This is a genomic window from Luteimonas saliphila, assembly GCF_016774335.1.
GTDB lineage: Bacteria > Pseudomonadota > Gammaproteobacteria > Xanthomonadales > Xanthomonadaceae > Luteimonas > Luteimonas saliphila.
This window is the reverse complement of sequence record NZ_JAETWA010000010.1, coordinates 40,897-57,572: the sequence shown is the minus strand read 5'-3', so window position 1 is coordinate 57,572 and position 16,676 is coordinate 40,897. Positions and strand designations below refer to the sequence as shown.

Annotated in this window: 8 protein-coding genes; 1 reads left to right on the top strand and 7 read right to left on the bottom strand. The window is 67.6% G+C overall.

The window, feature by feature from the left end:
- Positions 1-1,788: a DUF5597 domain-containing protein gene (locus tag JMO03_RS01230; RefSeq protein WP_202839429.1), complete on the bottom strand. Its 1,788-nt coding sequence runs from the start codon at positions 1,786-1,788 to the stop codon at positions 1-3.
- Between the two features lie 134 nt (positions 1,789-1,922).
- Between JMO03_RS01230 and JMO03_RS01220 the strand changes: the two genes are divergently transcribed.
- The gene (locus JMO03_RS01220) at positions 1,923-2,162 is read left to right on the top strand and encodes a hypothetical protein (RefSeq protein WP_202839583.1); all 240 of its coding nucleotides are present in this window, start codon (positions 1,923-1,925) and stop codon (positions 2,160-2,162) included.
- A gap of 284 nt (positions 2,163-2,446) precedes the next feature.
- Here the strand turns inward: JMO03_RS01220 and JMO03_RS01215 are convergent, their stop codons facing one another.
- The 6 genes from JMO03_RS01215 to JMO03_RS01190 all read right to left on the bottom strand — a co-directional run bounded on the left by JMO03_RS01215 (position 2,447) and on the right by JMO03_RS01190 (position 16,619).
- Complete coding sequence (locus JMO03_RS01215) at positions 2,447-4,375, bottom strand: sialate O-acetylesterase (RefSeq protein WP_202839427.1); 1,929 nt, start codon at positions 4,373-4,375, stop codon at positions 2,447-2,449.
- On the bottom strand, positions 4,368-6,314 hold the full coding sequence (locus JMO03_RS01210; RefSeq protein WP_238345785.1) for a glycoside hydrolase family 2 protein: 1,947 nt from the start codon (positions 6,312-6,314) through the stop codon (positions 4,368-4,370). The genes JMO03_RS01215 and JMO03_RS01210 overlap by 8 nt, the downstream gene beginning before the upstream one ends.
- The gene (locus JMO03_RS01205; RefSeq protein WP_337926332.1) at positions 6,311-8,515 is read right to left on the bottom strand and encodes a WD40/YVTN/BNR-like repeat-containing protein; all 2,205 of its coding nucleotides are present in this window, start codon (positions 8,513-8,515) and stop codon (positions 6,311-6,313) included. Before JMO03_RS01205 ends, JMO03_RS01210 begins: the two co-directional genes overlap by 4 nt.
- A gap of 244 nt (positions 8,516-8,759) precedes the next feature.
- Entirely contained in the window at positions 8,760-11,927 is a 3,168-nt protein-coding gene (locus JMO03_RS01200) for a TonB-dependent receptor (protein WP_202839423.1), read from the bottom strand.
- Positions 11,928-12,458: 531 nt separating this feature from the next.
- Positions 12,459-15,410 (bottom strand): TonB-dependent receptor, encoded by a 2,952-nt coding sequence (locus JMO03_RS01195; protein WP_238345784.1) that lies wholly within the window; start codon positions 15,408-15,410, stop codon positions 12,459-12,461.
- A gap of 240 nt (positions 15,411-15,650) precedes the next feature.
- Complete coding sequence (locus JMO03_RS01190; protein ID WP_202839421.1) at positions 15,651-16,619, bottom strand: LysR substrate-binding domain-containing protein; 969 nt, start codon at positions 16,617-16,619, stop codon at positions 15,651-15,653.
- Positions 16,620-16,676: the final 57 nt, after the last annotated feature.

Sequence of the window (16,676 nt, the reverse complement as noted above, 5' to 3'; positions counted from 1 at the left end):
TCAGTTCTCCTGTTGCGTTGCATCGGAAGTGGTGCGGTAGGTCGCCAACGTCACGCGCAGCAGCTGCACGGCATCGGAAAAATTGACTCCGTAATCGGTCTGGTCGCCATTCCAGTTGCGGTGGAATTCCCACTCCCCATCGACGTAGCGGCCTTCCTCGACACGGTCGTAGATCAGCGCCTGGCCATCGGTGGCCGGATGGATCGTCACCCGCGCGTGCATGCCGGTAACCAGGAACTCGTCCGGTCCGATCTCGGCGATCAGCGCGCCACCGATCGGCTCGGGATTGCCCGGCACCGCGCCCTGGAACCAGAAGTGCGGCAGGCCGTAGGCGATGGTGGCGTTCCAGCGGTCATTGAGCCTGACCTGCTGCTCAGGGACGCCGGGTTGCTCCGCGACGCCACGCAGCTTGCCCTCGGACGCGGCCTTCGCGAACTCGCGCATGCCCTGGTTGACCAGCGCGTAGCCGACCGCGAACGGAGCGATGGACTCAGGCGTGGTGCGCTTCGCGCCCAGCGGCCAATTGCCGTACGGCGTGTAGTCCATGCCGAACGGCACCCAGCCGATGCCGTTGTGGCCGAGCGCGGCGAACAGGTAGCGCGCGTAGGTCGGGGTGTTGCCGGTCTCGGCGACGAACAGCGCGTTGTCCGGCCGTGCGTAGCGCTCGAGCACCGTGGTGTAGTGCAAGTACTCCGGCATGTAGATGTCGGGCGCCAGCAGGTCGATGTTCGGTGCCGCGGCCTTGTACACGTCGAGCATGTTGTCGGTCGGTCCACCGCTGGCGTACTGTCCCGGCTGGCCCGGGTTGAATGGTCCACGCAGCGCGGCGTTGACGTACATCGGCAGCGGGTACTCGGCCTTGCCAGCCTGCGCGACCTGGTCGATGTAGCGGGCGATGTGCCAGGCGTGGAAGGTCTCGTCGGCATCGTCGCCGAACACCTCGCGCCAGGTGCCGGGCGACCTGTCCAGGTACTCGACCAGCGCCTCCGGCACCGGTGCTTCGAATACTTCCTGTGCCATCGGCGAGAAGTCGCGCACCCCGCCGTAGGTGCCCGGCTCGTTCTGCGGCTGCACCATGATCACCGTGCGCTGCGCATCGTGGTCGCGCAGGTACGCCATCAGTTTCGCGAAGGCCTTGCGGTCGGCCTCGAGCGTGGCCTTCGCGTGCGGCGACAGCGAGTTCAGCACCGTACCGTCCTGCAGCACCACGCGCGGGAAGCGGTCGTTGTCCAGCTTCACCCAGCGCGGCGCATAGGCGGGACCGTTGTTCTTCCAGGTCGCGAACCACAGCAGGATCAGCCGCTTGTCGTGTTCGCGCGCCTGCGCCAGCAGATGGTCGACGAAGGAAAAGTCGAACCTGCCCTCCTCCGGCTCGACCTGTTCCCAGGCCACCGAGATCGACAGCGTGTTCGCGCCCAGGTCGTCGAGCGCCGGCCACACCTGCTTGAGCGGCTCGGGATAGTTGCTCGAGTTGTGCGCCTGTCCGCCGAGGACCAGGAACGGGGCGCCGTCGACGATCAGGGCGTGCTTGCCGTCCTTGCTTTCGAAGCGCGGGATCGGGCGTTCACCGGTCGTGTTGTTGTTTCTCGCACCCGCGCTTGCAACGCCGTCCGCCGCATCGGCTGCGGCGGCCGCCTCGGGCACGGACGCATCGGCAGGGGCGGCGGGTTGACGCTGGCAACCGGCCAGCACGAGAGTGGCCGTGGCGAACAGCGCGAGCAGCGTGCTCCGCGCCTGACTGACGATCGAGGCGGGTCGCACTGCGGCCATCGGCAATACCTGCGTCATGGCGTTCTCCTGGGGCATGACCTGTGCGCTGTTGCTGTTGCTGTTGCTGTTGCTGTTGCTGTTGCTGTTGCGTTGGCTTTCCGAGCCGTAAAGCGAGCCGAGCATCGCAGGGCGGCGGGGCCGGAGAGCGGCCCATGTTTGAGCGCAGCGAGTTTGGGCCGCGTGCCCCGCCGACCGAGAAGCGCAGGGAACCGGACTGGCGCAGCCAGTCCGGCTCGCGTCCGGCGAAAACGGTTTTGGTGACTTTTGCCAAGACAAAAGTCACCCGCGCGACAGCGCGGAAGCTGTTGCAGTTGCTTTTCTTGCGAAACGAGCAAGCACTTCGAAGGCAAGAGCAAGAGCTTTCGCCCGCTGCGCGGGCGAGTTCCTTTTGACGGGCCAAAAGGAACCAAAAGCCCTTTCACCGGACGCGAGCCGGCACGGCTTCGCCGCGCCGGTCCCCTGCGCTCCTCGCCGGCGGCGGCACGGCGCCCAAACTCGCTGCGCTCAGACATGGGCGCCTCTTCGGCCGCCACCGGCTGCGGTGCTCGGCTCGCTTTACGGCTCGAAAGAGCAAACACACCGGCAAAAGCAGAGGCAGAAGCAGAGGCAGAAGCACCAGCTTCTGCCGCATCACGCAGCGGCGATTGCACCGACGATCTCTCCTCCATCAGCACCCTCACCAGTCATCACTCCGGAACGGCGACGCCGGCAGTCCACTGCCGTCGACCAGGTTGGCTTCCACCGGCGCATCGCTCCATGCGTAGCGCACTGCGGCCGGCGCAGCCACGGCATCGCTGCGCACGATCACCCGATCGCCGTCGATCGATGCGGTGGCCGGGTGGAACCTGTGGTCAGCGCCGGCGAGTCGGAAGCCCTGCAGCGCGCCACCGCCGCGTACGGCCAGTCCGTCGGCGTCGAAGGACAGGATCGCCACGCCATCGGCGAAGCGCGCGCCTTGCAACACAGGTCCCTGGTGAACCAGCGCCTCGCCGTAGGCCACGCGACGTGCCGCCAGCGCAAGGCGCTTGCCGACGTCCTGCTTGTTGCGGGGATGGATGTCGCCGACATCGCCAATGTCGATTGCCACCACCTGCGCGGTGGCCGGCAGCGACAGCGCCGCAGTCTGGGATTCGCGCAGCACCGCCCAGGGGCTGGTGTCGCCGTCGTCGCCGCCCGAATGCCAGCTGGCCAGCTGCACCCACAGGAACGGCAGCGCCGGAGCATCGAACTGCGCGCGCCACTGCCGGATCATCGCCCGGAACTGCTCGCGGTACGCCGACGCCTGTACCACGCTGCCGGCATTCGCCTCACCCTGGTACCAGATCACGCCGCGCACCGGCAGCGGTTGCAGCGGGTGGATCATCGCGTTGTACAGCAGGGTCGCGCGCTGGTTCTTGTCGTCGTCGAGCGCGAGGGCGGTGACCTGTGCGGGTCTGAACGCCCACGTTCCTGCCAGCGAACGGCGCGCGCCGCCCTCGGGCTGCACGAACAGTTCCTTCGCAGGACCGTGGATCCCGCCACCGCCACCCAGGTCGGTCACCCGCACCGTGATGGTGTTGGTGCCGGCGCGCAGCGCCGAGGCCGGCACCTCGTACACGCGCGCCAGGTTGTACTGCGATTCGGTAACGCCGACCTCGACGCCGTTGACCCAGGTGGTGTCGGTGTCGTCGATGCGTCCGACGCCCAGGGTGAGCCCCCGTCCGGCCTCGGCTGCACCCAGCTCGAACGTGGTGCGGTACCACGCCACGCCGTCCATGCCGTTGAAGCCACCGCCCTCCCACAGCCCGGGCACGGCGATCCCGGCCCAGTCCGCGGCGTCGAGGTCTGCCGCCTGCCAGCCGCGGTCGTCGGCCGGCAGCTGCCAGCGCGCGAGATTCGCGTGCGTCTGCGCCAGCGCGCGTTCGTCGTCGGCCTTCAGCGTCGCGGCCAGCGCGGCCTGCGCCTCGCCGTCGATGCCCTGCGTCGCCGCGTCCATCCACGCCTCGATGCTGCTGCCGCCCCAGGTGCTGTCGACGATGCCGATCGGCACGCCCTGCGACCGGCGCAGCTCACGCGCGAAGAAGTGCGCCACGGCCGAGAAGTTGCCGGCCACCGCCGGTGACGACGCGACCCAGTCGCCACCGGCCAGTTGCCATTGCGGTTCGCCCGCCCATGACTTGGGCACCTTGAAGTGGCGGATCAGCGGATCGATGGCGCGCGCGATCTCCGCTTCCGCATCGGCCGACTGCGCGATCGGCCACTCCATGTTCGACTGGCCGGAGGCCAGCCACACGTCTCCGACCAGCACGTCGCGCAGTTCGCGTGGCGCGACGCCATCGGCGATCCGCATCGTGAACGGGCCGCCTGCCACGCGCGCGGGCAGCGCGACGCGCCACGCGCCATCGGCATCGGCCGTGGCACGGGCCCGATCCCCCTCGAGCGCGACCTCAATGCGCGCACCCGCGTCGGCGCGGCCCCAGACGATGATCGGCCGATCGCGCTGCAGCACCATGCCGTCCGAGAACACACGAGGCAGCTCGACCGCATGGGCAGAAGCCGTCGTCAACCACAGGCCGAGCAGCAACAGCGCTGCACGCACGGAACGGATGGAATGCAATCTAGTCATTGGCGGATGCTTCCCTGTTGACTTGCGGAGACGCGGCCGCGGAGCCATAGAAGTCCGCCACCACCTGCCATGCGAGTTTGCGCTCGCCGTTCTCCGACAGCAGCCCCTTGCGGTTGTAGCCAGCCTGATAGGGGTGCATGCGTACCGGCGAGCGGAAATCGGCCAGCAGCCACGGCACCGTGCCCTGCACGAACGGGAGACGCTGGATCATCCGGAACTGCTTGCGATAGAACTCTGCCTGGTATTCCTCGTCCCAGTCGCCGGCCCGTTCGCCGGCACCGCGGTTCCCGTACTTGGCCTCGGCACCGAACTCCGAGATCAGCAGCGGCTTGCCCGGCCGGATCCATTCAACCTGTTCCGGCTCGACCGCCCACGGCGTGTACCAGCCGTAGTAGATGTTGGCACCGATCACGTCGATCGCCGGGAACAGCGGGTCTTGCATCTCCAGTCGTGCGCCACGGAAGCCCGGGCCATAGAAGGCCGCGGCAATCAACCGGGTCGGATCCTGCGCGCGCGCCTGCGCCGCCAGCGCGGTCAGCATCGCGTCGCGCGACGGGCCCGGCGCGGTTTCATTGGCGATGCCCCACATCGCCACCGCCGCGCGATTGCGGTCGCGACCGATCATCTCGGCCAGCATCCGCCGCATCCTGTCCCGCGTTCCGGGATCGTCGAAATCGATGCCCTGGTAGACCGGGATCTCGCTCCACAGCAGGATGCCCATGCGGTCGGCCTGGCGCACGAACGCCTCGCCGAACGGGTAGTGCCCGGTGCGCGCGAAGTTGGCGCCCAGCGCGCGCACCTGCTCCAGCAGGCGCCGATAGTCGTCGTCCGATGCCGCGCGCCGGCTGTCGATCTCCTCGTGCAGGTTGATACCGCGCAGATGGATCGGTTCGCCGTTGAGCAGGATCTTCTCGCCCCGCACCGCGATGCTGCGGAAACCGATGTCGTCTTCCACCGTATCGCCGGCGGCGGACACCCGGACCCGGTACAGCTTCGGCTGCTGCGGCGACCACAGCTGCAGCGGCGCGCGGAACACGATCGCGGCACGGCCATCGGCATCGGTGCGCGCGTCGACCGAGATGCCGATCTCGGGCAGTTCCACCTGCACCGGCAGTTCGGCCTGCGCGGGCGCGACCTGCACCCAGCCGCGCACTTCCTGCCGGTCGTCGGGCGACAGTTGCAGGTGGTAGTCGCGGACGTGGCGTGCCGGCAGTTCGATCAGATGGACGCTGCGGGTCAGGCCGCCGTAGTTGAACCAGTCGAACCCCATCGAGGGCACGGCGTCGCGGCGACGACGATTGTCGACATGGACCAGCAACCGGTTCCCGCCCTGCCTCAGCTTGTCGGTCAGTTCGAACTGGAACGGCGTGAACCCGCCCTCATGGCTGCCGACCGGCTCGCCATTGAGGAACACATCGGCACGATAGTTGGCGGCGCCGAAATGCACGAACAGCCGGCGCCCCTGCGCCTTCAGCCGTTCGACATCGAAGTCGAAGCGCTTGCGGTACCAGACCGATCCCTCCAGCCAATGCAACTGCGGATGCTGGGTGTTGAAGTCGCCCGGCACCTGCAGCGTGAAGGCATCGTCGAACCCGTACTCGTGGAACTCGTCGGGGCGTTCGGGCGTGCGGTCGCGCCAGGCCGCCTTCCAGTCGCCCATGCCGGCGCCATAGGCATCGATCATCGCCTGCCAGGTTCCGTCCAGCGAACGCGTCGAGCGCGCCGCGACGTTGGCGATCAACGACGGCATGTCGTCCTGCGCGATCGACAGCGACGGGGTTTCCGCGGAGGACGGTGCGTCCCCGGCCGGCAACGGGCGATACCCGTCCTGCGCCATCTCGCCATCACCGGACTGCTGCGTTCGTTCGGTCGCCTGCGACTGGGCGAGCGGCAACACGATGGCTGCCCACACCAGGACGGCGGCGACCATCGACTTCATCGCGGATCCCCGTACCAGATGCCGCGTCCCTCGGTGCCGAAGTAGACGCGGCCATGCAGGCGCGGATCACCGGTCACGTGGCGGATGACGCCACCGAATCGCTGGCCATCGTGGTCGATGCGTCGCCAGCGACGGCCACTATCGTCCGACCGGTACAGCCCGCGCTTGCCGCCGACCTCGCCGAACACGAACAGCACCGGCGGATCGCCTTCGTTCGCGGGCTTGCCGAGGCCGACCGACATCACGTTGTCGACGCCCGGCACCCGCTCCAGCTTGCCGAGCGACCAGTGCAGCAGGCCGCGCCACGACGCTGCGATCCAGGCTTCCGCGGTGCGTTGGGGATGCGGCCGGATCTCGGCGCGATACCAGTCGCCCACCTCACCGACGCTGGCCTCGACTTCCCTGAAGCCGACGCCGCCATTGCCACTGACATAGAGCTTGCCGGTGGTGGCATCGAACCCGTAATAGATGCCCTCGTCGATCCTGTCGGCCTCGACCACCGCATGCTTCGGCAGGCCCTGCACCGCCTGCCAGCGTCCGCCCATGTCCGCAGTCAGCCAATGGCGTTCACCGTTGCGCGGTTTCCAGATCGCACGCTTGCCATCGGCGGCCAGGGTGATGTGGCCTGCGCCGTCGCCGTCGGGCGGCTCGCTCGCGAACGCCGTCCAGTTGCGGCCGCCGTCGCTCGACCAAGCGCCCCGCACCGCCCCCTCGGGCCGGTTGTGGAAGTAGCCGGTGCGCACCATGACATGCTGCGCCCGCCCGGCGAAGGCGAGACTTTCGGTATTGGAGAAACGCTCGCCGGCAAAGCGTTGCTGCGCGACATCGAGATCGTCGTGCACGAAGCCGTCGACATCGCCCAGCCCGCTGACCAGGTGCGCGCCCTGCGGCGGGCTGACCAGGGCCAGCGGCACGGTTTCCTCGAACCCTTCCTGCTCGAAGCGCCATTGCAGGGTCTGCCCGCGGTCGAACCCGCGCGCGTTCTGCGAAGCCCAGACGCCGTAACCGGTGACGAACCAGACGCGGTCGGGATCGTACGGATCGATCTCGAGGTCGGCCATCCAGTGCGGCTTGGCATCCTGCGTCCAGGGTGCGTTGGAATGGTCGAACGACGAGCGCGGCAGCATCGCCGTCCAGGTGCGACCGCCATCGATGCTGCGGTAGATATCGTCGTGCGGCTGGTAGCGGCGGAAGGTGGACGCGACGATGACGTCCGCATCGTTCGCATCCACCGCGACCGCGCCCCAGCCGAATCCCGCGCCCGCATTGCCGCTCGACTGCGGCGCGGGCGTGATGTCGGTCCAGCTGCCGTCGGCGGGATCGAAACGCCACACCGCCCCGTCGGCCATGTGGTTCGGCCCCGGCTCGTCGCCGTAGCTCAGCAGCCAGCGCCCGCGCGCGTCGCGCACCATGTGGCTCGGACGCAGGCCGACGGGCTGTCCCGGCAGGGCGTGCCAGCTGTCGCCGGCGTCGTCGGACCGGTACACGCTCGGCTCTTTCGTCGATACGCCCGCGTAGAGCGTGCGCGATGGCGATCCCGGTTCGCCGCTGGCCGGATCGAACACAACGAAGGCGATGCCAATCGGCACCTCGTCGCGCCAGCCTTTCGCCCACGCCGACTTCGATGTCGCGATCGCCGGGAAGTCCGGCACTTCGGCCCAGCTGGCGCCGGCGTCTTCACTGCGCCACAGCCCGTCGGCGCGGGTTCCGAAGAACAGCACGCGGCCGTCGTGCGGATCCACCGCCAGGCGTTCGCCGTTGCCGCGACCCTGTTCGTTGCCGCCAAGCTTGAACGGCAGCGACGTGCGCTCGAAGGTCGCGCCGCGATCGCGCGAGCGCAGGATCGCGCCGGTGCTGCCGCGTTCGTGCAGGTAGGCGCCCACCGCAAGATAGAGGCGCTCGGGATCGGACGGATCCAGGGCGAGGCTTTCCACCCCGAAGCGTCCCGTGTCGTCCTCGCCCATCCAGTCGAGCAGCGGCGTCCAGCGTCCGCTGCCCGGCTCCCGGCGATACGCGCCGCCAATGTCGGTGCGGGCGTAGAGCAGTCCCGGTTGCACCGGATGGAACACCAGGCCGGTGACGAAACCGCCGCCACCGATGGCGACGTTGCGCCACTGGTAGGACGCAAGGGCGGACGAGGCGGCACCGATCCACAGGCACGCGAGGACCAGCAGCGCGACCACCCGCCCGCACCCGTCCACGCTTCGCCTGGATCTCCCGCTCCGCAGCCTCATCCCCCGCCATCCCCTCGCCCCACGTATCGGACAGGCAGGATAGGCGGCACAGGCATGCCCTACCAATGAAGAAAACGCCCACGCGTATAGCAGCAGGGAATGATGCGTTGCATCATCGACGCTCGTGCGCGTCCAGGGCACATGTTCACGCGACAGGAGGGTCGCGCTGCACGCCGCGCGACCCTCTGGTCCTGCCTTTCACCGCGGTCGGCTACCAGCTGGCGCGCAGCACCGCCGCGTATCGGCGATCGTTCTCGAACCACGCGCGGCTGTACAACGTGTCATCAATGAATCCGTCGCGGTTGTAGGCGCGCGGCCCCATCAGCAGCTTGGTGACGCTGTTGGTGATGTTGTTGACCTGCAGACCGATCTGGATGTTCTTGTTGAGGTTGTAGAAGAACGAACCGTCGAGCTGGCCATAGTCGTCGTTCCACACCGGCTGACGCATCGCGGGCATCACGTCGCTGCTGGTCAGCAGGTAACGCGAACGCCAGTTGTAGGCCAGGCGCATGGAGACGGGACCGGGCTCGTACACGAGCTGTACGTTGTAGCTGCGACGCGACAGCCCTTCGAGCGGGAGCTCGAGCGGGGCAGCCTGCGTATCCACGTCGAATGGATTCACGACCGCGTTGGTGCCACCCGAGCTGTCGACGAAGGTGTAGTTGGATTGCACGCCGAAGCCGGGCAGGAAGTCGAAGAACTGCGAATAACCGAGTTCGAAGCCGCGGATCTTGCCCTTGTCCAGGTTGCGGGTACGCGTCACGGTGTACTCGATGCCGTCCCAGGACTCGGTTCCCGTCAGCGACGCGAAGTAGTTCTTGACGTCCTTGTGGAAGAAGGTGACGTACGCGCTGTTGGCGGGCCCGAAGTACCACTCGAGTGCCGCGTCGAACTGCGTCGCCCGCATCGGCTTCAGGTCCGGACTGCCCGCGCTGCCGCTGTAGCTCAAGTCGTCGATGCCGCACAGCTCGGTCCGCAGGCCGTCGCGCAGGGCCCAGCGGCAGGAGTCCGCCGAGGCGGACAGCGTCAGCCAGGGCTGCATGACCCGGAACTCCGGGCGGGCGATGGCCTTCGAAGCCGCGAACCGCGCCTGCAGGCCGTGGTCGAAGCGCCAGCGCAGATTCAGGCTGGGCAGCACGTCGGTGTAGGTGGTGCGATTCGGATCGGTCCTGAAGGTCTGCCCCCGGAACGTATCGAGCACTTCCTGGGTCACGATGTCAGGCCCCCAATTCGACATGTTGGGCAGCTGGTAGCCGCCGTCGCTGCGGACGCTGGTCTTGACCACGCGCACGCCGACATTGCCGTCCAGCGGTTTGGCCATTTCGTCGTTGCCGAAGTACAGGATGCCGTAGGCGGCCTGCGTACGCTCGTCCTGCGAGTTCACGAACTCCGGCCCGTACTGCACCGGGCTCCAGGTATCGCCTGTGGACGGAATGGTCGACAGCGTGGCCAGTACGTTATCGCGCGTGACCAGACCGTCGCGCGCGGTCCAGAACTGGACCGGGACGTTGACGCGGCCGCCGAAGAAGTCCGACATCGAATAGAGCATCGAGTCGCCTGGATAGAACTGGTCCAGCCAGGCCACCGGCGGTCGGTTGGGATCCGGCGGGTTGGCGATCCGACGCCAGTCGTCGCTGATCGGGCCCCAGTTCCAGTTGGTGGACAGGCTCGAGTAGCTGCGGTCGGCCAGGCGCACGCCTGCGCGCCACATCCGCAGCCACGGGCTGTCGTCGAAGCTGTATTCCAGATCGATCCGGCCCGCGCGCTCCGTGCCCTCGTTGTCCGCCACGTGGTCCATCGCCGAGCGCCAGAAGTAGTTCTCCTGGGCCAGGGCGCTGGAAGGATCGCCGATGGTCAGCGACGGATACTTGCCGGTCAGGTCGAGCGTGACCTGTTCGAGCAGGGTGGAGGTGTGGACGGAAAAGTCGACATTGTCGCTGGTGGACTTCACGTACTGGAAGTCGCCGCGCACGACCAGCGCATCGCTCAGGAAGTGCCGGAATCCCACCGACCAGTCGGTGGTCTTGGAATGCTGCACGTTGTAGCGGTTGCCCGCAGCGAACTGGATGCCCGGTCCCTGGTACATGTTGGCCGGCCCATCATCCGGCGTCCCCCGCCAACCGCCCTGACGCAGGGTGCCGCGCAGGAACCGGCCGTGCTCGTCGTACTCGAACACCGTGCCCGGCATCGGCACCACGTTGTTGGTCCGGTCGGCCAGTCCATCCTCGTACCAGGGCGCGAACCTCGTCGGATCGCCCTGCCAGTTGATGTCGTTCTTCTCCATGCTGCCGCAGCACTCCATGAAGTGCTCGCGCCATTCCAGGTCGTACCGGGAGGTGATGAACTGTGTATAGAGCTCGGTATCCTCGTTCGGCCGCCACTGGAAGGCGAACGCGCCGCCCTGGCGCTTGCGGTCGAAGTCGGTGCGGCGCCAGTTCAGACCGCCGGGCACGAATACCTGGTCGAAGTCCGTGCCGGCGAGCAGGTCGTCGCGCTGGCTTTCGGCGGGCTGCCAGCTGCCACGCTCCCAGTCGTAGTACCAGTCGTCGGGCCCACCTTCGGGCTGCTCGGCAGGCATGCGCCCACGGCGCACGAACGGCTGGATCTGCACGCCGTCGGACCGCGTCGCGAGCTCGGAGTAGGACACATTGGCCAGGAACCCGATCTCGCCGATGCCCGTTTCCCAGCGATCGCTGAACAGGAAGGAGCCCGATGGCCTGCCGTCTTTGGCCTTGTCGCCGCGGTTGTAGTCGATGCTGCCGGCGATCTTGCGGCCAGGCTCGTCGAACGGCATGCGGGTGCGCAGGTTGACGGTGCCGCCCAGGCCGCCCTCGATGATTTCGGCGGACGGGTTCTTGTACACATCCACGCCCGCCATCAGCTCGGCCGGGACTTCCTCGAAGCTGATCCCGCGGCCGCCGTTGGCACTGAACACGTCGCGCCCGTTGAGCTCGCCGCGCACGAAGGTCAGGCCGCGGATCATCACGCCGCTGCCTTCGGCCGAGAAGTGGTCGGTATCGTCGCGCGCGGCGAAGCCGGTCACGGTCACGCCGCTGATGCGCTTCATGGTCTCGGTGACGCTGCGGTCGGGCAATGCGCCGATGTCCTCGGCGGTGACCGAATCGATGATCTGCGGGGCGTCCTGCTTGATGTCCTGAGCACGCATGACCGCACCACGGACGCCCTTCACCACCACGGCGTCGAGGTCGGTGGCGTCGGTTGCGGTGCGGGCCGGCGCATCCGCCCCGGTGGTCTGGGCATGCAGCGGCGTGGACAACAGGGCGGCCACGCCGAGGGCGATGGCGCTGCGGCGGAATGTGCGCAGGGTGTCGAAACCCGCCTGCCGGACGGCCGGCTGGCGGTAGTTGAACGTTCGCATGGTGTTCCCTCCCGAGGAATGCGCGTCGAACGGATCGAGTTGTATGTCGCGTCTTGCTGCACGGCCTTTCACCGGCGCGCAAGTATCCGCGCCTCGTCACCCGCGCTGGTCGCAGACCACCGCCCGCACGACGACGCCACCGTGCTGGCGCCCGCGCGGAAACCCGCATGCCGGATGAACCGGTCGTTTGTTGTCCCCTCGGCGACTACGCGCCCTGTCTCGATGTTAGCGCTCGCATTTCGGACCCGTCAATGCATCGCCGTATCGGCCGATGGCCGTAGGCGCGGATTCGATACATCCGAAAGCGTTTCATCCGAACCGGTCGACGCAGTCGATCCGGCGTCGCGGTGGTGACGCGGCCGGCGCGCCGCCAGTGCACATGCACGGGGCTGGCGGCGCGTCGCCGCGGCAGTCGCGGATGCGGCCCGGGAGGGGAAGCCACTGGTCCGCGAGCGGATGCGCGCGGCGCATCCGCTCGCACCCGGATTCCGGTCGGACGCCCGCATACGGCGTCCGGCCGACCCGTGCCCGTCAGAAGGTGAAGCGCAGCGTCGCGGCGTAACGACGGTCGTTGACGTACCAGGAGGTGATGCGCTTGCCTGCGCCGTTCTGGTCCATGATCGTGCGCTGCTCGGCGTTGTTGAGGTTGTTCATCTCCAGGCCGATCTGCACGTTGTCGGAGAACCTGTAGAAGATCGAACCGTCCAGCTGGCCGAAGCTGTCGCTGTACACCGGCAGCTTCCACGGAATGCCGCCGTCCTCGCCGTTGTAGCCGTTCGGCCCGACCGACAGCAGGTATTCGCTGCGCCAGTTGTAGGCGAAGCGCACCTGCCACGGCCCCTTCTCGTAGAACAGCGCGGCGTTGTACGAATTCTTCGACAGGCCGTCGGCCGGCAGATCGCCGAACAGGCTGCCGTCGGTGTCGATCGGGACTGCGTTCGACTGGGCCGGTATCCTGGTCGAGCTGTCGATGTAGGTGTAGTTGGCCGACATGCCGAAGCCGTCGAACGGTGCAGGCAGGAAATCGAAGAACTGGTTCCAGCCGACCTCCGCACCCTGGATCTTGGCGGTGCCGATGTTGACCATCCGTGAGATCAGGTAGTCGTATTCGTTGCCGTCGACCCCTGGATACGCCACCAGCTCCGTCTGCTGACGGAAATAGTCCTTCACGTCCTTGTAGAAGAAGTTCACCCAGGCCATGCCGCCGTGGTCCGGTGCGAAGTACCACTCCAGCGACAGGTCGAACTGGTTGGCCTTCATCGGCTCCAAGTACGGGTTGTCGTTCGAGCTGCCGGTCAGCTCCAGGTCCTCGATCGGCAGCAGGCTGCCGTCATCGGGAGGATCGATGCCGGGTCTCGTGGCCACGCTCAGCTGCTGGTAGGCCTGCATGTCGCTGAAGTTCGGCCTCGCGATGGCCTTGGACGCGGCGAAGCGTGCGATCAGGTTGGGCGCGAACTCCCAGCGCAGATTCAGGCTGGGCAGCACGTCGGTGTAGGAATTGCGCGCCGTGATCGGCTCCGATTCGCCGGCGCCCAGGTAGGGCGCGTAGAAGACGTCCGGGTAGATCAGGAACCCGTCGGCCTTGTTCTCGGTGCGGATCACGCGCACGCCGACGTTGCCGTCGAACAGGGCGTCGTCGATGCCGAAGTTCAGCATCGCGTACGCGGCCGTGGTCTTCTCGCCCTGCACGTTGCGCCACTGCGAGTCCTCGAGGTTGCGCGGCGTGATCTGTCCGTAGCAGCAGTCGTAGTACGGAATGGCAGCCCCGTGGATGTCGAGGTAGCTCTGCGGGAAACCCAGCGCCGTCGCCAGGACCGGGGCATAGAAGGAGCCGGGTGTGTTGGCATTGCCGCGGTAGAAGTTCTCGAACGTGGCCAGGTTCACCAGGCTGGAGTTGACCGTGCCGTTCAGATCCAGTCCCGGCAGCGGCTGGTCGCCGGGCAGAGCCCACCACTGCATCCAGGTCTGGAACACCGGCTGCCAGTCGTAGCCGGTATCGATGCTGGTGGCATCGCGGTCGGTCAGGCGCACGCCGAACTTGATCGATTCGAAGAACCCGGCGTCGAAGCTGTGCTTGAGGTCGGCGCGCCAGGCCACTTCCTCGGCCTCGTTGTCGTCGCGGTGGTCCATGGTGAAACCCCAGTAGTAGTTGCCGGGGTTCGCCGTGAACTGGTTGTCCACGCCGATGATCGGGCGGCCGGAGCCGAGGTCGACGTCGACGTAGGGCACGTTGAGGCCCAGGGCGACAGTGGAATCGAGCACTCGGGTGGTAGCCTTGATGAACTGCAGTTCGGTGGAGAACTCGGTGCGCTCGCTGAAGTTCCACTTCATGCCGAACGAATAGTCCGAGGTCTTGGATTCGCGATGGGACGCGCGGATGTCGGTGCCCATCGGGATGTCGCCGTCCGAGCGCAGCCGGCCGGAGACGAACACGTTGCCGTCCAGCTGGTAAGGCTGGCTGGCGTCGAGCCGCACCTGCAGCGGATCGTTCTGGACGAAGATGGCGTCCTCGTACCAGAGTTCGTCGTACTTGCTCTGGAACGCGGTGGCGAACAGCTCGAGGTTCTCGTTCGGCCGCCACTGCAACGCGACATACGCACCCTGGCGCTCGCGCTCGTATTCCAGCGTGCGCCAGTCGGCGCCGCGCGGCAGCCACAGCTGTTCGTTGGTGCCGTCGCCGTCGAGGTCGCTGTTGGCGGTATTGAAGAACGGCCGCACGAACATGCCGTCGGTGCGGGTGGCCAGTTCCGAATGCGCCACGTCGACCAGGATGCCGAAGTCGCCGGCACCGGTCTCCCAGCGGTTGCTGTAGAGGATCGAGCCGGACGGCTTGACCTTGTCGGCGAAATCGCCGCGGTTGGCGCTGAAGGACACGCCGAGGCGGCTCTCCTCGAAGTCCAGCGGCATGAAGGTGCGCAGGTCGACGGTGCCGCCCAGGCCACCCTCGATCATCTCGGCGGTCTGGTTCTTGTACACGTCGACGCCGGCCATCAGCTCGGACGGGACGTCCTGGAAGCTCAGCGCGCGGCCGCCGGAGGCGGAAAAGCTGTCGCGGCCGTTGAGTTCGGACCGCACCTGGGTCAGGCCGCGCACCTGCACGCCGCCGCCTTCGGCGGAGAAGTGCTCCGGATCGCCGACCGACAGGAAACGGTCGATGGTCACGCCCGGGATGCGCGAGAGCGTCTCGGTGACGCTGCGGTCGGGCAGCGCGCCGATGTCGAGTGCGGTCACCGAATCGACGAAGGTCGCGGCATCGCGCTTGATGTCCTGGGCCCGGTAGACGGACCCGCGAATGCCGGTGACCACGACCTTGTCGAGGTCGGTCGCCTCGTCCGGCTGCGCCGGGACGGCCGCCTCCTGCGCGTAGGCGGGGGCGGCCAGCATGGCCGCGACGCCGAGAGCGATGGCGGACCGGCGGAACGTACGGGTGGCATCGGATGCCGCGTTCCCGGTGGCCGGGTGGCGGTTGCAGAGCGTTGGCATGGTGTTCCCCTCCCAAGGGCACATGACAAGCGGAAAGGCCGAGTTGTCGTGACGCCGGACTTCGGCGGCGTGCTATGCGCAGCCGTCGATGACAGCGCAAGACACCGCCGTCCTCTGCGAGCATGGGGTGACCAGCCATGCACGACAAATGAATTTTTGGCCAGGAGCTAGTTCACTTCGGAATAGCTCAGGACGGGGCATGCACCCCCGTCCGGCCGGAAGGTCCGCGGTCTCGCGCCCTCAGACAGCACCCACGCGCGGCGTGGGTGGATAAAGCCGACGCGCGGTCGCGCGCAGCGCTTCCAACACCCGTTCCGCCCCGGGCGACAGCAGCTGGTCGCGGCGGCGCACGATGCCGAAGAACTCCATGCGTACGCCGAGGTCGATCGGCAGCACGCGCATCTGCCCGGTCTGCAGGTAGGGCCCCACCGATTCGGGAGGCAGCGCGGTCAGCAGGTCGCTGTGCCGCAGCAGGTGGATGATCACCGGCAGCGAGGCGGTCTCGACGATGTTCTGCGGCAGGGTCAGGCCCAGTTCGAGGAATACCGCGTCCAGGCGCGTCCGCAACACGCTGGCCACCGGGGGCATGATCCAGCCGAATTCGGCGAGGTCTGCATGGTGCACGGTTTCCCGACGCGCCAGCGGATGGCCTTCGCGGACGATCACCGCGTGCGGCTCGTCGGCCAGCGGCTCGAAGTCGAGGTCGGCGGCGCCCTCCGGGCCCATGATGCGGCCGACGACGATGTCGAGCTGGCCGTCGAGCAGGCGCGCCACCAGCGGCCGGCTGTAGTCCATCTCGACCCGGATCAGGATGTCCGGGAAGTCGCGCTTGACCGCCGCGATGGCCTGCGGCACCAGAGTGGTGCCGGGATTGACCACGGTGCCGATCGAGGCCTGGCCCATGCGGCCGCTGCGCAGCGCCGCGATCTCGTCGTGCGCGCGTCCGATCTCCGACAACGCCGACCGCGCCCGGCGGATCAACACCTGGCCGTACCAGGTCGGCTCCACCCCGCGCGCGTGGCGTTCGAACAGCGGCACCCCCAGCAGCGACTCCATCTCCGCCAGCAGCTTGGACGCGGCCGGTTGGGTCATGTTCGCCGCCTCGGCCGCGCGCAGCACCGATCGCTGCTCGTACAGATGCAGCAGCAGCGCCAGGTGGCGGGTCTTGAGGCGCGTCGCGCCGAACCATCCGGTCGCCGGTTGCACCATGCTGTCTCCCCCCCCCACCGTCACATATTCGTTGGGAGAATAGGGTACGACGAAAAT